Source organism: Nocardiopsis sp. iso_40 (genome assembly GCF_056173285.1).
Genome location: NZ_CM149666.1, coordinates 5816181 through 5831989, shown reverse-complemented (window position 1 = coordinate 5831989; position 15809 = coordinate 5816181). Strand labels below are relative to the sequence as shown.

The following is a 15809-nucleotide window of genomic DNA, read 5'->3' as shown; positions in this document are numbered from 1 at the left end:
GAGACAGCCATGACGACGTTCCCCCGCTCCGGTGCGGACGTCCTCGCCCTCGCCCCGGTGATGCCCGTGGTGGTGGTCGAGGAGGTCGAGCACGCGGTCCCGCTGGCCCGCGCCCTGGTGGCGGGCGGCCTGCCCGGCATCGAGGTGACCCTGAGGACCCCGGCGGCCCTCTCCGCGATCGAGCGCGTCGCCGAGGAGGTGCCCGAGGCCGTGGTGGGCGCGGGCACCGTCGTCAACGGCGAGCAGGCCGCGGCCGCCGCCAGGGCCGGGGCCCGGTTCCTGGTCAGCCCCGGGTGCACCCCGGACCTGGCCCGGGCGATGGCCGACACCGGCCTGCCCGCCCTGCCCGGGGTGGCCTCGGTGTCCGAGGCGATGGCCCTGTTGGAGCTGGGCCTGACCGAGCTCAAGTTCTTCCCCGCGGAGGCCGCCGGCGGGGCGGCGTTCCTGAAGTCCCTCAACGGGCCGCTGCCGCAGCTCCGGTTCTGCCCCACCGGCGGCATCACCGCCCGGACCGCCCCGGACTACCTCGCCCTGCCGAACGTCGGCTGCGTGGGCGGTAGCTGGCTGACCCCCGCGGACCTGGTCGCCGGGGGGCGCTGGGACACGGTCACCGAACTCGCCCGGGAGGCGGCCGCACTGGGCTCCTGAGCCCCGGAGCCTGACCCGGAGCCTGCAGAACCCTGGAACCCTCCTGTGAAGGTATGCAATAGTCTGCATGTCTATCCAGGGGGGTTCCGTCATGCTCGTTCACCCGTGGCACGCCGCGGTCAGGAGGAACCCGTAGCCGGTGCGGAACGGGCGTCCACCAGGACCTGCACGCCGTCCAGGACCCGCTCCAGGCCGAAGGAGAACTCGTGCTCGGGGGCGTGGACCGCCTGGTGCGCCCGACCGACGGCGGTGCCCACCCGGGAGGCCGTCGGGTACCGGGAGCCGTCGACCAGCGCGGCGAGCAGCGGATCGTGGATCCGCCACCACTGCTCGTCGTCCATGCCGGACTCCCGGGCGACCTGCTCGGCGCCCAGGGTCTGCCGGGTGGAGCTCTCCACGTAACCGTTGACCAGGTTGACCGTCGAGTCCATCTCGATCTCGCTCAGGCCGAGCCCGTCCACGGCGGAGAGCTCGTGGTCGTACTTGGCGATCACGTTCGGGCCGAGCAGGCGCACGGTGACGGTCTGCAGCATCCACGGGTGGCGGATGTACAGCTCCCGGTTGGCGTGCGCGATCCGGCGGAGCCGGTCCCGCCAGGTGCCGGAGCGCTCCTGCGTGTCCAGGTCGGCGTAGGCGGTGTCCACCATCAGGTCGATGAGCTCGCCCTTGCCCGGCACGTAGGTGTAGAGCGACATCGTGCCCACGTCCAGGGCCTCCGCGACCCTGCGCATCGAGAGCGCGGCCAGGCCCTCGGCATCGGCCAGGGCGGTGGCGGCCGCCACGATCCGGTCGACGTTCAGATCCGGCCTGCCCCGGCGGCGGCTCGCGGGTTCCTGGGTGCGCCACAGCAGGGCCAGGCTGCGCGCGGGGTCGCCACTCTTGCTGTGCTGCGGGGACATCGGTCCGTCCTGGTGCTGGTTCCGTAGGGGGTACGGGCCAGTGTAAGCCGGGCGGGGGCACGGCCCGGGCCGGATCAGCCGCCGAGGTTGCGGTACCGGTGCACGCACAGCGGCGCGAACACCGCGACCAGCAGCAGCGGCCAGACCACCGCCATCAGGAGGGCGTTCTGCGCGACCCAGCCGTCCCCGGCCGCCGCCGGGTTGCCGAACAGCCCGCGCGCGGCGGCCACGGTGGACGACACCGGGTTCCAGTCTGCGACCGCGCCCAGCCACACCGGCATGGTCGCGGTGGCCACGAAGGCGTTGGACAGGAAGCCGACCGGGAACTCCAGGGTCTGGATGACGGCGATGCCGCCCTGGCCGCGCATGACCAGGCCCACGTAGACGCCGATCCACACCAGGGCGAAGCGCAGCAGGAGCAGCAGCCCGAACCCGGCCAGGGCAGCCCCCGCGCTCCCGTGCCACTGCCAGCCCACGAGCATCCCGAACCCGACCAGGACCACCAGGGCGGCCGTGGAGCGGAGCATGTCCGCCAGGCAGCGGCCGACGACCACGGCGGAGGCGGACATCGGCATCGAGCGGAACCGGTCGGTGATCCCGCGGGCGGAGTCGGCGGCCACGGCGGTGACGGTCTCCCCGAGGCCGAACACCATGACCATCGCGAACATGCCGGGTATGAGGTACTCGGTGTAGTCCCCGCCGCCCGGTACCGACATGGCTCCGCCGAGCAGGTACACGAACATCAGCACCATGAGGACCGGGAAGAGCAGTCCGAAGAGCGGCTCCCACGGCTGTCGCAGCCAGTGCGTGACGTCGCGCCGGGCCACGGTCCAGCCGTCGGCGGCGGCCCAGGCCAGGCGGGCCAGGGGCCCGCACGGCGGTGCGGGGGCCGGGACGGCGGGCGCGGCGGGGTTCGGGGCGGTGCGGTTCATCGCTGGACCTCCTGGCGGGTGTCCTGCTGCCCGGGTGCGGCGGTGCCGCCGGTCACCGGGGCGGCGGCGGGAGAGCCGGTACCCGCGCGCGGGGGCCGGTCAGGTGCAGGAAGACCTCGTCGAGGCTGGGGCCGCGCAGGACCACGTCCGCCACGGCCACCCCGCCCTCGTCCAGGGCGCGCACGGCCCGGGTCAGGGAGGCGGCGCGGTCGTCCACCTCGGCGCTGATCCGCCGCTCCTGCGGGACGGTGCGCACGGGGTGCCCGGTGGCCCCCTCCACCAGGGCGGCGGCCTCCGCCAGGGCGTGCCCCTCGTGCAGGACCACGTCGATCCGGTCCCCGCCGATCCCCGACTTGAGTTCTGCGGGCGTGCCCTCCGCGATCACGTGCCCGGTGTCGACCACCGAGATCCGGTCGGCCAGCCGGTCGGCCTCCTCCAGGTACTGGGTGGTGAGCAGGACGGACGTGCCCCCGTCGACCAGGCCGCGCACGGCGGACCAGACCTCGTCGCGGCCGCGCGGGTCGAGGCCGGTGGTGGGTTCGTCGAGGAACACCACGGGCGGGTCGAGGATCATCCCGGCGGCCAGATCGAGCCTGCGGCGCATCCCGCCCGAGTAGGTGCCGACCGGGCGCCTGGTGTCGGACAGGCCGAAGCGCTCCAGGAGTTCGGCGGCCCGGCGGGCGGCCGCGCGGCCGCCCAGGTGGTGGAGTCGGCCGAAGAGCTCCAGGTTCTGGCGGCCGCTGAGGATCTCGTCCACGGCGGCGTTCTGGCCGACCAGCCCGATCCGCTGGCGGACCCGGGCGCCCTGTGCGGCCACGTCGTACCCGGCGACCTGCGCGGTGCCCTCGTGCGGGCGGAGCAGGGTGGTGAGCACGCGGACCGCCGTGGACTTCCCGGCGCCGTTGGGCCCGAGCAGGCCGTGGACGGTGCCCCGGCCGACCTCCAGGTCGAACCCGCGCAGGGCCCACCTGTCCTTGAACCTCCTGCCGATCCCGCGTGCGCTGACGGCTGGAGCTGTGCGCGCCGGTGCTGGTGCTGGTGCCATGGGCCCCTCCTCGTTCGTACCTCGTACAGTACGGCGTACGGAGAAGGGAACGCGGGAATCCGGGGAGATAATTCCTTAGGGCATAAAGTTTTCTGGTGCCCTCTTTCCGGGGCAGGTCGGGAGGGGTCCTCGGACGGGCCTACCCGGGCTTGGCGGGGCAGTCCTCCAGGTGGTCCTCGACCAGACCGGTGGCCTGGAGGTAGGAGTAGACGATCGTGCTCCCCACGAAGTTGAACCCCCGCCTCCTCAGGTCCCGGCTCAGCCGGTCCGACAGGTCGGTGGTCACCGGGACCTGCCCGGCCGAGGTCCAGTGGCCGACGACCGGGCCCGGCACCCACCCCCACAGGTAGGCGTCGAAGCTCCCGAACTCCTCGCGCACCGCCAGGAAGGCCCGGGCGTTGCGTACCGCGGAGGCGACCTTGAGGCGGTTGCGGACGATCCCGGGGTCGGCGAGCAGCCGATCCGTCTCCGCCCGCCCGTAGGCGGCGATCCGCTCGTAGTCGAAACCGTCCATCGCGCGCCGGTAGTTCTCGCGTTTGTTCAGCACCGTGGACCAGGACAGGCCGGCCTGGGCGCCCTCCAGGACGAGCATCTCGAACAGGTACCCGTCCTCGTGCGAGACGCGCCCCCACTCGGTGTCGTGGTAGGCGGTCATCAGTTCGGACGCGTTCCGCGCCCAGGCGCAGCGGCGGTCGTCGGTGTCGGTCAAAGGTGCTCCCCGAAGAGGCGGTACGGACGGCTGCGTCCATCGTCCCGGACGGCTCCGACGGTTCGCGGGCCGCAGGACGGAACGCCGCACGGAACGCCGGGCGGGAGAACCCCGCCCAGGGACGCGGGGCGGGCGAAAACACGTTGTACCGGGTGCCCGCGGGGGGAAGGATGGAACGGTGACAGACACGGACACGGACCCGCCACTCGGACCGCGACGCGCCAGTACACCCCGGATACGGCTGGTGGAGATGGTCGAACCCGTGCTCGCCGCCCTTGCGGAGGGAGACACGGAGGCCGCGGGTGCCCTGCTCGGCACCGACCTCGGGGAGCACTTCGCGAGTGCGGAGATGCGCTGGCTGAGCCGGTACCGCCTCGGCCAGCTCCGGGCCGTGCCCGGCCGGGCGGGCTGGCTCGCATACGTGGTCGTGGACGCCGACGACGGCCGGGCGGTCGGCCACGCCGGTTTCCACGGTCCCCCGGACGAGCGCCGGATGGTGGAGATCGGCTACTCCGTCGTGCCCGAACTGCGCCGCCGCGGCTACGCGCGGGCGACCCTGGCCGAGCTGCTCCGCAGGGCCGACGCCTCCCCGGAGGTCGCCACGGTGCGGGCCTCGATCCGACCGGACAACGCCGCATCCCTGGCGACCATCGCCGGTTTCGGCTTCGAACGGGTCGGCGAGCAGTGGGACGACATCGACGGCCTGGAACACGTCCACGAACGCCCCTCACCCCCGCCGCCCGTGCACCGGGAGCAGTCTGCGCACCGAGAGAGGTAAGTATGGCCACCCCCCGCGCCGAGGACACCCCGGACACCGCCACGCGGTTCGGCTTCGGGCTCCACCACGTCCAGATCTCCCTGCCCCCGGGCGGGGAGGAGGCGTGCCGCGCCTTCTACGTGGACGTCCTCGGCTTCGTCGAGATCCCCAAGCCCCCGGCCCTGGCCGCGCGCGGCGGCCTGTGGGTCCGCGCCGACGGCCTGGAGCTCCACCTGGGTGTGGAGGGGGACTTCGCCCCGCAGCGCAAGGCCCACCCCGGCATCCTCGTCCGGGAGCTCGACGCCCTCGCCGAGCGCCTCACCGCCGCCGGGTACGAGATCGTCTGGAACGACGACCTCCCCGGGTACCGCCGTTTCCACACCCGCGACAACAACGGCAACCGCCTGGAGTTCATCACCCCGGCCGGTACCCGGGACTGACCGGCGCGCGGGGAACGGACCCGCCCGTCGGCCCCGCGCCCCTCGGCCGCCGCTGTTCAGTCGCTGCCGTGCCAGGAGCTCCACAGGGCCGCGTAGGCCCCGCCCGCGGCGATCAGCTCGTCGTGCGTCCCCAGCTCGCTGATCCGCCCCGCCTCCACCACCGCGACCCGGTCGGCGTCGTGCGCGGTGTGCAGCCGGTGTGCGATCGCGATCACCGTCCGCCCCTCCAGTACCGCCGCCAGGGACCGCTCCGCCTGCCGCGCCGTCCTCGGGTCCAACAGCGAGGTGGCCTCGTCCAGGACCACGGTGTGCGGGTCCAGCAGCACCACCCGGGCCAGCGCCACCTGCTGGGCCCGGGCCGGGTCCAGGGTCCGGCCGCCCGAGCCCACCCGGGTGTCCAGGCCCTCGGGCAGCTCCCGCGCCCAGTCGGCGTCCACCGCGTCCAGGGCGCGGAGCAGCCTCCCGTCGTCCGCGCCGGAGGCGGCGATGGCCAGGTTCTCCCGCAGCGTCCCGGTGAAGACGTGGTGCTCCTGGTCGACCAGCACGATCCGCTCGCGCAGCACCTCGGGGGAGAGCTCGGTGACGGGCACACCGCCGAGCAGGACCCGGCCCGAGCCGGAGACGTCCGCCCCGGACAGCAGGCGGCCGATCGTGGTCTTGCCCGCCCCTGACGGGCCGACCACCGCCAGCCGCTCGCCCGGGCGCACGCCCAGGTCGATACCGCGCAGGACGTCGTGCCCGGGCACGTAGGCGTAGCGGACACCGCGCAGTTCGATCCGGTCGTCCCGGGGGACCCCGCCGGGGGCGGAGGACTCCTCGGGCAGCCGCTGCACGCCCCGCAGCCGGGCGAAGGAGGCCCCGGCCCGCTGGAGCTCCTCCAGCCGCTGGGTGATGGCGATCATCGGGTCCACCAGCTGCTGCACGTACAGCAGGCAGGTCACCAGGGCACCGAGGCCGATCCCGCCGCCCTGGTACAGCACCCCGCCCGCCAACAGGGCGAAGGCGGTCGGCAGCACGAGCACCGACTCGGCGACCGGGAACAGCACCGACCGCAGCCGCAGGCCGCCCCGGCGGGCCCGGTACAGGACGCCGAGGTCCCGGTCGGTCACCTCCCGGCGGTCCTTCTGGACGCCCAGGGCCTCCACGGTGCGTCCGCCCTCGGCGGTGGCGGTGGTGCCCTCCAGGGCGGTCGAGAGCGCGGCCCCCTCCGCCAGGTAGGTCTCACGCGAGCGCTTCAGGTACCAGCGTGCCGTCGGCCACATCAGGGGGACCCCCAGCAGGGCGCACAGCCCCAGCAGCGGGTGGATCCAGGTGATCGCGGCCAGCAGGACCAGGACCTGGAGGAGGGCCGTGCCGATCTCGGGCAGCGCCCCGCGCAGGCTGTTGCCCACGGTCACCACGTCCGAGGAGGCACGCGTGGTGAGGTCGCCGGTACCCGAACGCTCCACCACCCGGGCGGGCAGCGCCAGCACCCGGCCGACGAAGTCCTCGCGCAGCCGCCGCAGGACGTGCTCGCCGAAGCGGTGGACGGCCCGGCGCGCGTACCGGGTCAGCAGGAGCTGGACGCAGGCCGCCGCCACCACACCGGCGGCGAGCAGGTCCACCGCGCCCAGGGTGGCGGTGCCGTCCTCCACCAGGTTGACGATCCGGCCCAGCAGGTAGGGGCCGACCAGCCCGGCCCCGGTGGCCAGACAGGTCAACAGCACCAGCCAGGCCACCCGCCCGCGTTCGGCGCCCAGCAGGCGGGCGGTGTCGCGGCGCACCTGGGCGCGGTCGGCGACCGGGAGCCGTTCACTCATACCGGGGTCCCCTCGCTTCTCCCTTCGCTGTTCTCCTCACCCAGGGCGCCGCGGAAGACCAGCGCCCGGTAGTCCGGCCTGCTGGCGAGCAGTTCGCCGTGGGTCCCCACGGCCGCGACCCGCCCGGCCGCCAGCAGGACCACCCGGTCCGCCCGGTCCAGCAGAAGGGGCGAGGTGCCCGCGACCACCGTGGTGCGCCCGGCCCGCGCCCCGTGCAGCCGGTCGGCGACGGTGGCCTCGGTGTGCGCGTCCACGGCCGAGGTGGGTTCGACCAGGAGCAGGACCTCGGGGTCGGCGAGCAGCGCCCGGGCCAGCCGGACCCGTTGGCGCTGGCCGCCGGAGAGGTTGCGGCCCTGCGGTTCCACCGCGGAGTCCAGGCCGTCGGGCACGGCCGCGACCACGTCGTCGGCGCCCGCGACGTGCAGCGCCGAGCGGATCCCGGCGTCGGTGTGCGTCCCGTGCGGGTCCAGGACCTCGCGCAGGGAACCGGCGAACAGGTAGGACTCGTTGTCGCTGACCAGGATCCGGCGGCGGACCTCGTCGAGCGCCATGTCCCGCAGCAAGGCGCCGCCCCACCGGGTGTCGGAGTCGGTGTAGCGGCCCAGCCGGTCCACGACCGCGGCGGTCCCGTGTGCGTCGGCGCAGACGAGGGCGGTGGTGCGGCCCGGCGGGACGGTCACCCCGGAGCACGGTTCGACCAGTTCCGAGCCCTCGGCCGGCCCGGGGCGGTCCCTCCCGCTACCGGTGAGCGGGGGTTCGAGGGTGAGCAGGTCGAGCACCCGCCGCACGCAGACCAGCCCCTGGACCAGGGTGCTGACCCCCTCGACGAGGAAGAACACCGGGGGGACGAGCACCGCCACGTAGGCGTAGACGGCGACGGTCTCGCCGACGGTGATCTGCCCGGTCACGGCCATCCGGGCAGCCACCCAGGTGACCGCGCCGAGGAAGACCACCGGCAGGCAGGAGCTCACCGCCTGGAACCAGCTGGTGGTCTCGCTGACCCGGTAGCCCTGGCGCAGCAGTTCCCCGGACCGCTCCCCGTACCGGCGGGCGAAGTGCGCCTTGCCGCCGATCCCGTACAGCACCCGCAGCCCGGACACGATGTCCCCGGCCAGGGCGGTGGTCCGACCCTGGTGCTCCCGGTAGACGCTCTGCCGACCGTGCAGCCGCCCCATCAGGGGGCCGATGACGACCGCCAGCACCGGCAGGCCCAGCACGACGATCGCGGCGAGCAGCGGGGAGACGGTGAACAGCAGGACCGAGACGCCCGCGTAGGCGATGACCGAGCCCACCCCGGGGCCGGTCAGGGTGAGGATGTGGGCGATCAGCAGCACGTCCGAGGCCTGCACGGTGGAGAGCTCACCGGAGGTGACCCGGCGGGACAGGGACGCGCCCAGCACCGTGGCGTGCCGGGTGACCACCCGCATGGTCCGGTGCGCGGCGTCCATCCGGACCAGGGACAGCGTCCGGTGCCGCAGGATCGACACGGCCGCGGTGGCCACGGCCGCCGCGGCGGTGACGCCGGCCCACAGGAACAGGGCCCCGGTGTTCCCGGCGCGCAGACCGTCGTCGATGGCGCGGGAGAGCAGGTAGGGCGGGACCATCAGCCCCGCCATCCACAGGGTGCCGTAGAGGGAGCCGCGCAGGACGCGCCACGGCTGGGCGGAGATCAGCCACCACACGTAGCGGAGGGGGCCGCGCAGGTCGGGGGTGCCGGTGGGCGGAAGGGCCGTGCGGGGGAGCGGCCGGGTCCCCCAGGGGCCGGGGACGCCTGCGGGGTCGGGCAACTGACACCTCCGTGTGAGCTGGCGCACGCCCATGTAACCAGAGTCCCGAGAGGGTCTCCGGGCGGGGTGCGGGCCGGGAACGGACGGTTCTGTCCGAGAGGGAGGGGAGTGGGGAACGGTGTGTGGGGCGTGGTTCGGGCCTCAGGTCCCGAAGTCGACTTGAGGTGCCAAAAGTGATTCCGGTGATTTTCGGTGGAAAAAGTGAGGGAATTCTTATAACGCCTGCGTTACGAAAGGCGGAGCCACTCATACATCGAGGAAAAACGCGCATCATGGGTCCTTGACCGTCCAGCGGCCAGATTCCGGAAGCCCCGTCGGAGGGCGGACCGGGCGAGCCGCCGGGGGAAGCGGACCGCAGAGGGAGAGGTGACCACGGATGGCCGACACGGGTGGTAAGGACTGGAGACGAGCCTTGCTGCTGGGGTCGGCGGCCGTGCTCGCCGTCACCCTCGTCGTCACCACCGTGGCCCTGTGGGACCGGTTCACCTGCGGCGGTCCCGGCAACGGGGTCCGGGAGACCGGCGGCCAGTGCGTCGGCGTCACCGACGGCTCCCACGTCTTCCACGAGGACTTCACCGACATCCAGGAACTCATCAGGCAGGAGAACGAGCGCGTCGACGCCCTCTCCGACAGCACCCCCGTGGTCCGGATCGCGTTCCTCGGCATCCTGACCTTCGACCGGGTCAGCCCGATGGACCCCGAGCGGATGCGCCGATCCCTGGAGGGCGCCTACACCGCCGTCATGCGTGCCAACCACACCCGTGACTTCGCGGACCCGACCCCGCAGATCCAGCTGGTCCTGGCCAACATCGGCAGCCAGCAGCGCCAGTGGGAGCCGGTCGTGGACGAGCTCGTGGCCATGTCGCGGGACGAGGACCGCCCGCTGGTGGCCGTCACCGGCATGGGTGTGAGCATCCAGAGCACCCGCGAGGCCGCGGCGAGGCTGAACGGGAACGACATCCCGATGGTCTCCTCGGCGCTCACCGCGGACGGCCTGGCGCACGGCCCCGGAGGGCTGGACGACGCCGGGACCGAGGAGGATCCGGCCCTGCCCGGCGTGATCCGGGTGCTCCCCAGCAACACCGAGTACGTCAGGGCGCTCGACGCCTACCTCGACGGGCTCTCCGAGCCGGTCCGGGCGCTCATCGTGCACGACCGGACCGAACCGGACCTGTTCGTCTCCACGCTGTACGAGGCCTACCAGGAGCAGCTCCACGACCACATCGACGGTTCCACCCAGCAGTACGACGGGACCACCGTCGGCGACGCCCCGGTCAGCGGCCTGTTCCACGACGTGACCCAGAACGTGTGCGGCGCCGGGGTCGACACGATCCTGTTCGCCGGACGCTCCCCCGACCTCGACGAGTTCCTGGCCGCCCTGGCCTCGAACAGGTGCGGCGGCTCCCGTCCGCTGCGCATCCTGTTCGTCGCCACCGGGCTGAGCGTCCTCGGCGACGAGGAGACCATGGCGCTCCTGGCCGAGAACGACATCTCCCTGGTGTACGCCTCCGGGACCGACACCCGGTGGGAGACCGCCGACCCCGCCTCGAACGCGGTTCCGCCCGGCTACCCGGACTTCCGCGACGCCTACCTGGAGTACGCCCCGGCCGCGCGCGTCGACGGGCTCGGCAACGGCTACGCGCTGGTCACCCACGACGCCGTGGCGGTCGCGGCCCACGCGGTTCGGATGACCAACGGGCTGGGGGCGGAGGGGAGCACCCCGACCCCCGCCGAGGTAAGGGCCAGGCTGATGCTGCTCAACTCCGCACACGACGTCCGCGCGGGCGGCGGAACGCTCGCCTACAGTCCGGAGGGCGCCGGGGAGGCGACCGGACGCTACGTCCCCATCGTGGAGCTGCCCATGGCCGACGGGGAGGAGCCGCTGCCCGACCCGCACGTCGTCGGGGAATGGTGAGCCGAACCCGGGTGACAGCTCGCGGCCGGCAAGGTAGAACGGCACGAGCGCCCAGGCCGTGACCAGCGCCCTGGCCCCGAAGAACGAGGAGCACCACCCCTTGACCGCCAACCCGTTCCTGTCACCCAGCGAACTCCCCTACCGGCTGCCCGACTTCGCGGCGATCCGCGAGGAGCACTTCCTGCCCGCCTTCGAGCAGGGGGTGGCCGAGCACCTCGCCGAGGTCGACGCGATCGTCGCCGACCCGGAGCCCGCGACCTTCGACAACACCATCGCGGCGCTGGAGCGCTCCGGCGCGACCCTGAAGCGGGTGGAGACCGTCCTGCACACCCTCGCCGGGTCCGACGCCACCGAGGGCATCCGGGAGATCGAGCGGGAGATCGCCCCCCGCGCCTCGCAGCACGGGGACGCCGTCTCCCTGAACCGGGACCTGTGGGCCCGCATCCAGCAGGTCACCACCGACGACCCGCAGGAGGCCTGGCTGCTGGAGCGGTACCGCCTCGACTTCGTCAAGGCCGGGGCCGACCTCGGCGACCGGGAGCAGGAGCGCCTGCGCGAGCTCAACACCCGGCTCGCCGAGCTCGGCACGGAGTTCTCCGCCAACGTCGTCCGGGCGACCGGTGAGGCCTCCCTGGTCACCACCGACGCCGCGGACCTCGACGGTTTGGACGAGGCACAGCTCAGCGCGATCGAGAAGGACGGGGAGTACGTCCTCCCGCTGCTGAACACCACCGTGCAACCCGCCCTGGCCCAGCTCACCGACCGTGCCACCCGGGAGCGCCTGTACACGCTGAGCGTCGGGCGCGCCCCGGAGAACCTGGAGATCGCCGCCCGCACGGCCGAGCTGCGCGCCGAGCGGGCCCGGCTGCTGGGATACCCCGACCACGCGGCGTACAAGGTGGCCGACCAGACCGCCGGAACCGTCGAGGCGGTCGAGGATCGGCTCGGCCAGCTCGTCGGCCCGGCACGGCGCAACGTCGAGAAGGAGGCCCGGGTACTGGCCGAGTACGCCGGGCACGACATCGAACCGTGGGACTGGCCGTACTACACCGAGCAGGTGCGCAAGGCCCGGTACGACTTCGACGAGAGCGTCCTGCGCCCCTACTTCGAACTCGGCCGGGTGATCGAGGACGGCGTCTTCCACGCGGCGACCCTGCTCTACGGGGTCACCTTCACCGAGCGCCCCGACCTGGCGGGGTACCACCCCGACATGCGCACCTGGGAGGTCCTCGACGGGGACGGCTCCGCGCTGGGCCTGTTCCTGCTGGACCCCTACGCCCGTCCGACCAAGCGCGGCGGCGCGTGGATGCACAACCTGGTCGACCAGTCCTTCCTCCTGGACGAGCGGCCGGTCGTGGTGAACAACCTGAACATCACCAAGCCCGTCTCCGGCCCCACCCTGCTCACCTTCGACGAGGTCGAGACGGCCTTCCACGAGTTCGGCCACGCCCTGCACGGGCTGCTGTCGGCGGTGCGCTTCCCCAGGGTCGAGGGCACGAGCGTGCCGCGCGACTTCGTCGAGTTCCCCTCGCAGGTCAACGAGATGTGGGCGCTGTGGCCGGAGGTGCTGTCCCACTACGCCAGGCACCACGAGACCGGTGAGCCGGTGCCCGACGAACTCGTGCGGCGGCTGACCGCGGCCAGCCGGTTCAACCAGGGTTTCGCCACCTTCGAGTACCTCGCCGCCGCGCTGCTCGACTGGGCGTGGCACCGTCTGGCGCCCGGCGAGACCGTCGAGGACCCGGCCTCCTTCGAGGCCGGGGCCCTGGAGGCCGCGGGCGCCCTGCACCCGCTGGTGCGCCCCCGCTACCGGAGCGCGTACTTCCAGCACATCTTCTCCGACGACGGCTACAGCGCGGGCTACTACTCCTACGTGTGGAGCGAGGTCCTGGACGCCGAGAGCGTCGAGTGGTTCAAGGAGAACGGCGGACTGACCCGCGCGGGCGGCGACCGCTTCCGGGAGAGGGTGCTGTCCCTGGGCGGCAGCGTCGACCCGATGGGGGCGGTCACCGACTTCCTGGGCCGCGCGCCCGGCATGGAGCCCCTGCTGGCCCGCAAGGGCCTGAACTAGGCCGGGGGCTTCCGGCCAGCCCACCGGGCCGGCCGCCCGGGTGACCGGACGGCCGGCCCGCTGGAGCCCTACCGCCTCTGCTGCGGGCAGCTAGGGCAGACGGTCCGCCGGGCCGCGGCCCTTCTGCCCGGGCCCGTCCGGTCCCCGCCCGGACTCCGGTACCCGCAGGGTCAACCGCATCGTCAGCCCGCCACCGGGCGTCGCGTCGGCCTCCAGCGAACCGCCCATGGCCTCGGCCAGCCCCTGCGAGAGGGCCAGGCCCAGCCCGAGACCGCTGTGGTTGTCGGTGTCCCCCAACCGCTGGAACGGCACGAACATGCTCTCCCGGTCCTCCTCCGCCACCCCCGGCCCGTGGTCGGCCACCAGCACCTCGATCCGGTCGCCGGCCCACGAGGCGGAGACCGTCGGCGGCCGGTCCCCGGGGCTGAACCGCAGGGCGTTGCCCACGACGTTGACCAGGACCCGGTCGAGCAGCCCGGGGTCGGCCACCGCGTCCGGAAGCTCCTCGGGGACCAGCACCCGCACCCGGTCGGCCCCCGACCCGTCCAGTTGGTCCAGCGCGGAGAACACCGACTCGCGCAACTGCAGCGGGCGCGCCGTCACCCCCAGCACCCCGGCCTGGAGCCGGCTCATGTCCAACAGGTCGGTCACCAGCCGGGTCAGTTGGTCCAGGGACTCGTCCGCCATGGCCAGCAGCCCGTCCCGGTCCCGGTCGCTGAAGTGCACCTCGCGGCTGCGCAGACTGGTCACCGAGGCCTTGGCCGAGGCCAGCGGAGCCCGCAGGTCGTGGCTGACCGCCGAGAGCAGCGCGGTCCGCATCCGGTCGGCCTCCGCCAGCGGGCGCGCCGAAGCCGCCTCCCGCTCCAACCGCTCCTGGCGCAGGGCGACCGCTGCCTGGGCGGCGAACACCTCGATGATCCGGCGGTCCCCGGCCTGGGGCCGCCGCCCGCGCAGCACCAGGGTGAGGCTCTCGTCCACCGGCACCTCGGTGTCCCGGTCCGTCGGGGAGCGGGGAGGGTCCTCGCCGGCGGCGGCGACGACCTCCCACCCCTGCTGGTCCCGTCGCTGGTCGGGCCGTGCGGAGCAACCGGGCCTGCGCTGCAGGAGGGCCACCGAGGTCAGGGAGAAGGTCTCCCTCAGGCGTTCCATCAGGGCCTCCAGCGGGCGTGAGCCCCGCAGGACGTTGCCAGCGACGGTGGCCAGGATCTGGGCCTCCGCCCCCGCCTGCGCCGCCTCCCGGGTGCGGCGCGCCGCCTGGTCCACCACCACGCTCACCGACACCGCCACCACCACGAAGCCCGCCAGCGCCAGAACGCTCTGGACCCGGGCGACGGTGAAGGTGAGGTAGGGCTCGGTGTAGAAGAAGTTGAGCACCGCGAAACCGCTGACCGAGGTGAGCAGCGCGGGCCACATCCCCCCGACCAGGGCGACCACCGTCACCGTGGCGAACACCAGCACGATCGCGCTGCTCAGGTAGGCCTCGTCCGCCGGAATGCCCAGCCCGAACCCCACCAGGAGCAGACCCAGCAGCGCCAGCCCGCAGGCGACCAGCCTGCGGCGCCGGGAGAGGGTGGCCCCCGGACCCGAGGGGGGCCGGACGCCCGCCTGCTCGTGGGAGACCAGGTGGACGTTGATCGGTCCGGACAGGGCGGTGGCGGCGGCCCCGATCCCGGGGGAGAGCAACCGGGCGATCCGGCCCCGGCGGCTGGCCCCGAGCACCAGTTGTGTGGCGTTGACACCGCGTGCGAAAGCGATCAACGAGTGGGCCACGTCCTCGCCCAGGACCTGGTGGTAGGTGCCGCCGAGGTGTTCCACCAGGACGCGCTGCCGGGCCAGCAGAGCGGGGTCGGCGCCGGTCAGTCCGTCGCTGCGGGCCACGTGTACGGCCAGCAGGTCCGCGCCCCGGCCGCGTCGGGCGATACGGGCGGCGCGGCGCAGGAGCGTCTCGCCCTCGGAACCGCCGGTGAGCGCGACCACGACCCGCTCCCGGGTCTCCCAGGTGTCGGTCACACCGTGGTCGCTGCGGTAGCTCTCCAGTTCGTCCTCGACCCGGCCCGCCAGCCAGAGCAGGGCCAGTTCCCGCAGGGCGGACAGGTTGCCGCTGCGGAAGTAGTTGCCCAGGGAGACGTCGATCCTCTCCGGGCGGTAGACGTTGCCGTGCGCGAGCCGCTTGCGCAGGGCCTCGGGGGTCATGTCGACGAGTTCGATCTGCTCGGCGGCGCGCACCCACGCGTCGGGCACGGTCTCGCCCTGGCGGATCCCGGTGACGCGTTCCACGACGTCGTTGAGGGACTCCAGGTGCTGGATGTTGAGCGTGGACAGCACGGTGATGCCGGCGTCCAGCAGCGCCTCGATGTCCTGCCAGCGCTTGGCGTTGCGGCTGCCGGGGACGTTGCTGTGCGCGAGTTCGTCCACCAGGACCACCTGGGGACGGCGCTCCAGGACCGCGTCCAGGTCCATCTCCTCGAAGGAGCGGCCCCGGTGGTTGAGCCGGGTGCGCGGGACCACCTCCAGGTCGTCGATCATCGCCTCGGTCATCACCCGTCCGTGGCACTCGACGAACCCCACGACCACGTCCGCACCCCGGTCACGGCGCCGGTGGGCCTCGTCCAGCATCCGGTAGGTCTTGCCCACCCCGGGTGCCGCTCCCAGATAGACCCGCAAGCTCCCACGTGTCACAGCGCTACCTCCTCAATGACCATCCTCACCGGTCATCGGGTGTTTTGGTGCTTATTGGCGCTAACTGTCCGCTAAATCCCCTCAGGTTGCCGCTAACGGAGCGCTACCGAGGCGCCATCCGCGTCCTG

12 protein-coding genes are annotated in these 15809 nt (G+C 73.2%); 5 read left to right on the top strand and 7 right to left on the bottom strand.

What is annotated here, in order from left to right:
• The first annotated feature begins 9 nt into the window (after positions 1 to 9).
• Entirely contained in the window at positions 10 to 648 is a 639-nt protein-coding gene (gene eda, locus AC0VYD_RS25520) for a bifunctional 4-hydroxy-2-oxoglutarate aldolase/2-dehydro-3-deoxy-phosphogluconate aldolase (protein ID WP_475477847.1), read from the top strand.
• Positions 649 to 767: 119 nt separating this feature from the next.
• Here the strand turns inward: eda and AC0VYD_RS25515 are convergent, their stop codons facing one another.
• From AC0VYD_RS25515 to AC0VYD_RS25500, 4 genes are all read right to left on the bottom strand, one after another.
• Positions 768 to 1547, bottom strand: a complete 780-nt coding sequence (locus AC0VYD_RS25515; RefSeq protein WP_475477845.1) for a TetR/AcrR family transcriptional regulator — start codon at positions 1545 to 1547, stop codon at positions 768 to 770.
• A gap of 74 nt (positions 1548 to 1621) precedes the next feature.
• Entirely contained in the window at positions 1622 to 2479 is an 858-nt protein-coding gene (locus AC0VYD_RS25510; protein ID WP_475477844.1) for an ABC transporter permease, read from the bottom strand.
• Positions 2480 to 2531: 52 nt separating this feature from the next.
• Positions 2532 to 3524 (bottom strand): ATP-binding cassette domain-containing protein, encoded by a 993-nt coding sequence (locus tag AC0VYD_RS25505; protein ID WP_475477843.1) that lies wholly within the window; start codon positions 3522 to 3524, stop codon positions 2532 to 2534.
• Positions 3525 to 3663: 139 nt separating this feature from the next.
• Positions 3664 to 4233, bottom strand: coding sequence for a DNA-3-methyladenine glycosylase I (locus AC0VYD_RS25500; RefSeq protein WP_475477842.1), 570 nt, complete (start codon positions 4231 to 4233; stop codon positions 3664 to 3666).
• Between the two features lie 178 nt (positions 4234 to 4411).
• Between AC0VYD_RS25500 and AC0VYD_RS25495 the strand changes: the two genes are divergently transcribed.
• Positions 4412 to 5011: a GNAT family N-acetyltransferase gene (locus AC0VYD_RS25495; protein ID WP_475477841.1), complete on the top strand. Its 600-nt coding sequence runs from the start codon at positions 4412 to 4414 to the stop codon at positions 5009 to 5011.
• Positions 5012 to 5013: 2 nt separating this feature from the next.
• Positions 5014 to 5430: a VOC family protein gene (locus tag AC0VYD_RS25490; RefSeq protein ID WP_475477840.1), complete on the top strand. Its 417-nt coding sequence runs from the start codon at positions 5014 to 5016 to the stop codon at positions 5428 to 5430.
• Between the two features lie 56 nt (positions 5431 to 5486).
• Here AC0VYD_RS25490 and AC0VYD_RS25485 read toward each other — a convergent pair whose 3' ends face one another.
• Together AC0VYD_RS25485 and AC0VYD_RS25480 are read right to left on the bottom strand one after the other, a co-directional pair.
• A complete protein-coding gene (locus AC0VYD_RS25485) occupies positions 5487 to 7229 on the bottom strand; it encodes an ABC transporter ATP-binding protein (protein WP_475477839.1) in 1743 nt (580 codons plus the stop codon).
• A complete protein-coding gene (locus tag AC0VYD_RS25480; RefSeq protein ID WP_475477838.1) occupies positions 7226 to 9016 on the bottom strand; it encodes an ABC transporter ATP-binding protein in 1791 nt (596 codons plus the stop codon). The genes AC0VYD_RS25485 and AC0VYD_RS25480 overlap by 4 nt, the downstream gene beginning before the upstream one ends.
• A gap of 376 nt (positions 9017 to 9392) precedes the next feature.
• Between AC0VYD_RS25480 and AC0VYD_RS25475 the strand changes: the two genes are divergently transcribed.
• Both AC0VYD_RS25475 and AC0VYD_RS25470 read left to right on the top strand, forming a co-directional pair.
• Entirely contained in the window at positions 9393 to 10931 is a 1539-nt protein-coding gene (locus AC0VYD_RS25475; protein ID WP_475477836.1) for a type 1 periplasmic-binding domain-containing protein, read from the top strand.
• Between the two features lie 100 nt (positions 10932 to 11031).
• The gene (locus AC0VYD_RS25470) at positions 11032 to 13002 is read left to right on the top strand and encodes a M3 family metallopeptidase (RefSeq protein WP_475480372.1); all 1971 of its coding nucleotides are present in this window, start codon (positions 11032 to 11034) and stop codon (positions 13000 to 13002) included.
• Between the two features lie 90 nt (positions 13003 to 13092).
• On the opposite strand, the gene AC0VYD_RS25465 is transcribed toward AC0VYD_RS25470, so the two are convergent.
• Positions 13093 to 15681, bottom strand: a complete 2589-nt coding sequence (locus AC0VYD_RS25465) for a sensor histidine kinase (RefSeq protein WP_475477835.1) — start codon at positions 15679 to 15681, stop codon at positions 13093 to 13095.
• Between the last annotated feature and the right edge of the window lie 128 nt (positions 15682 to 15809).

What these genes read in the sequence shown, in the direction of transcription:
- AC0VYD_RS25475 (WP_475477836.1), top strand. Translation starts at nt 9,393, where the DNA reads ATGGCCGACACGGGTGGTAAGGACTGGAGACGAGCCTTGCTGCTGGGG.
- AC0VYD_RS25510 (WP_475477844.1), bottom strand. Translation starts at nt 2,479, where the DNA reads ATGAACCGCACCGCCCCGAACCCCGCCGCGCCCGCCGTCCCGGCCCCC.
- AC0VYD_RS25515 (WP_475477845.1), bottom strand. Translation starts at nt 1,547, where the DNA reads ATGTCCCCGCAGCACAGCAAGAGTGGCGACCCCGCGCGCAGCCTGGCC.
- eda (WP_475477847.1), top strand. Translation starts at nt 10, where the DNA reads ATGACGACGTTCCCCCGCTCCGGTGCGGACGTCCTCGCCCTCGCCCCG.
- AC0VYD_RS25490 (WP_475477840.1), top strand. Translation starts at nt 5,014, where the DNA reads ATGGCCACCCCCCGCGCCGAGGACACCCCGGACACCGCCACGCGGTTC.
- AC0VYD_RS25505 (WP_475477843.1), bottom strand. Translation starts at nt 3,524, where the DNA reads ATGGCACCAGCACCAGCACCGGCGCGCACAGCTCCAGCCGTCAGCGCA.
- AC0VYD_RS25485 (WP_475477839.1), bottom strand. Translation starts at nt 7,229, where the DNA reads ATGAGTGAACGGCTCCCGGTCGCCGACCGCGCCCAGGTGCGCCGCGAC.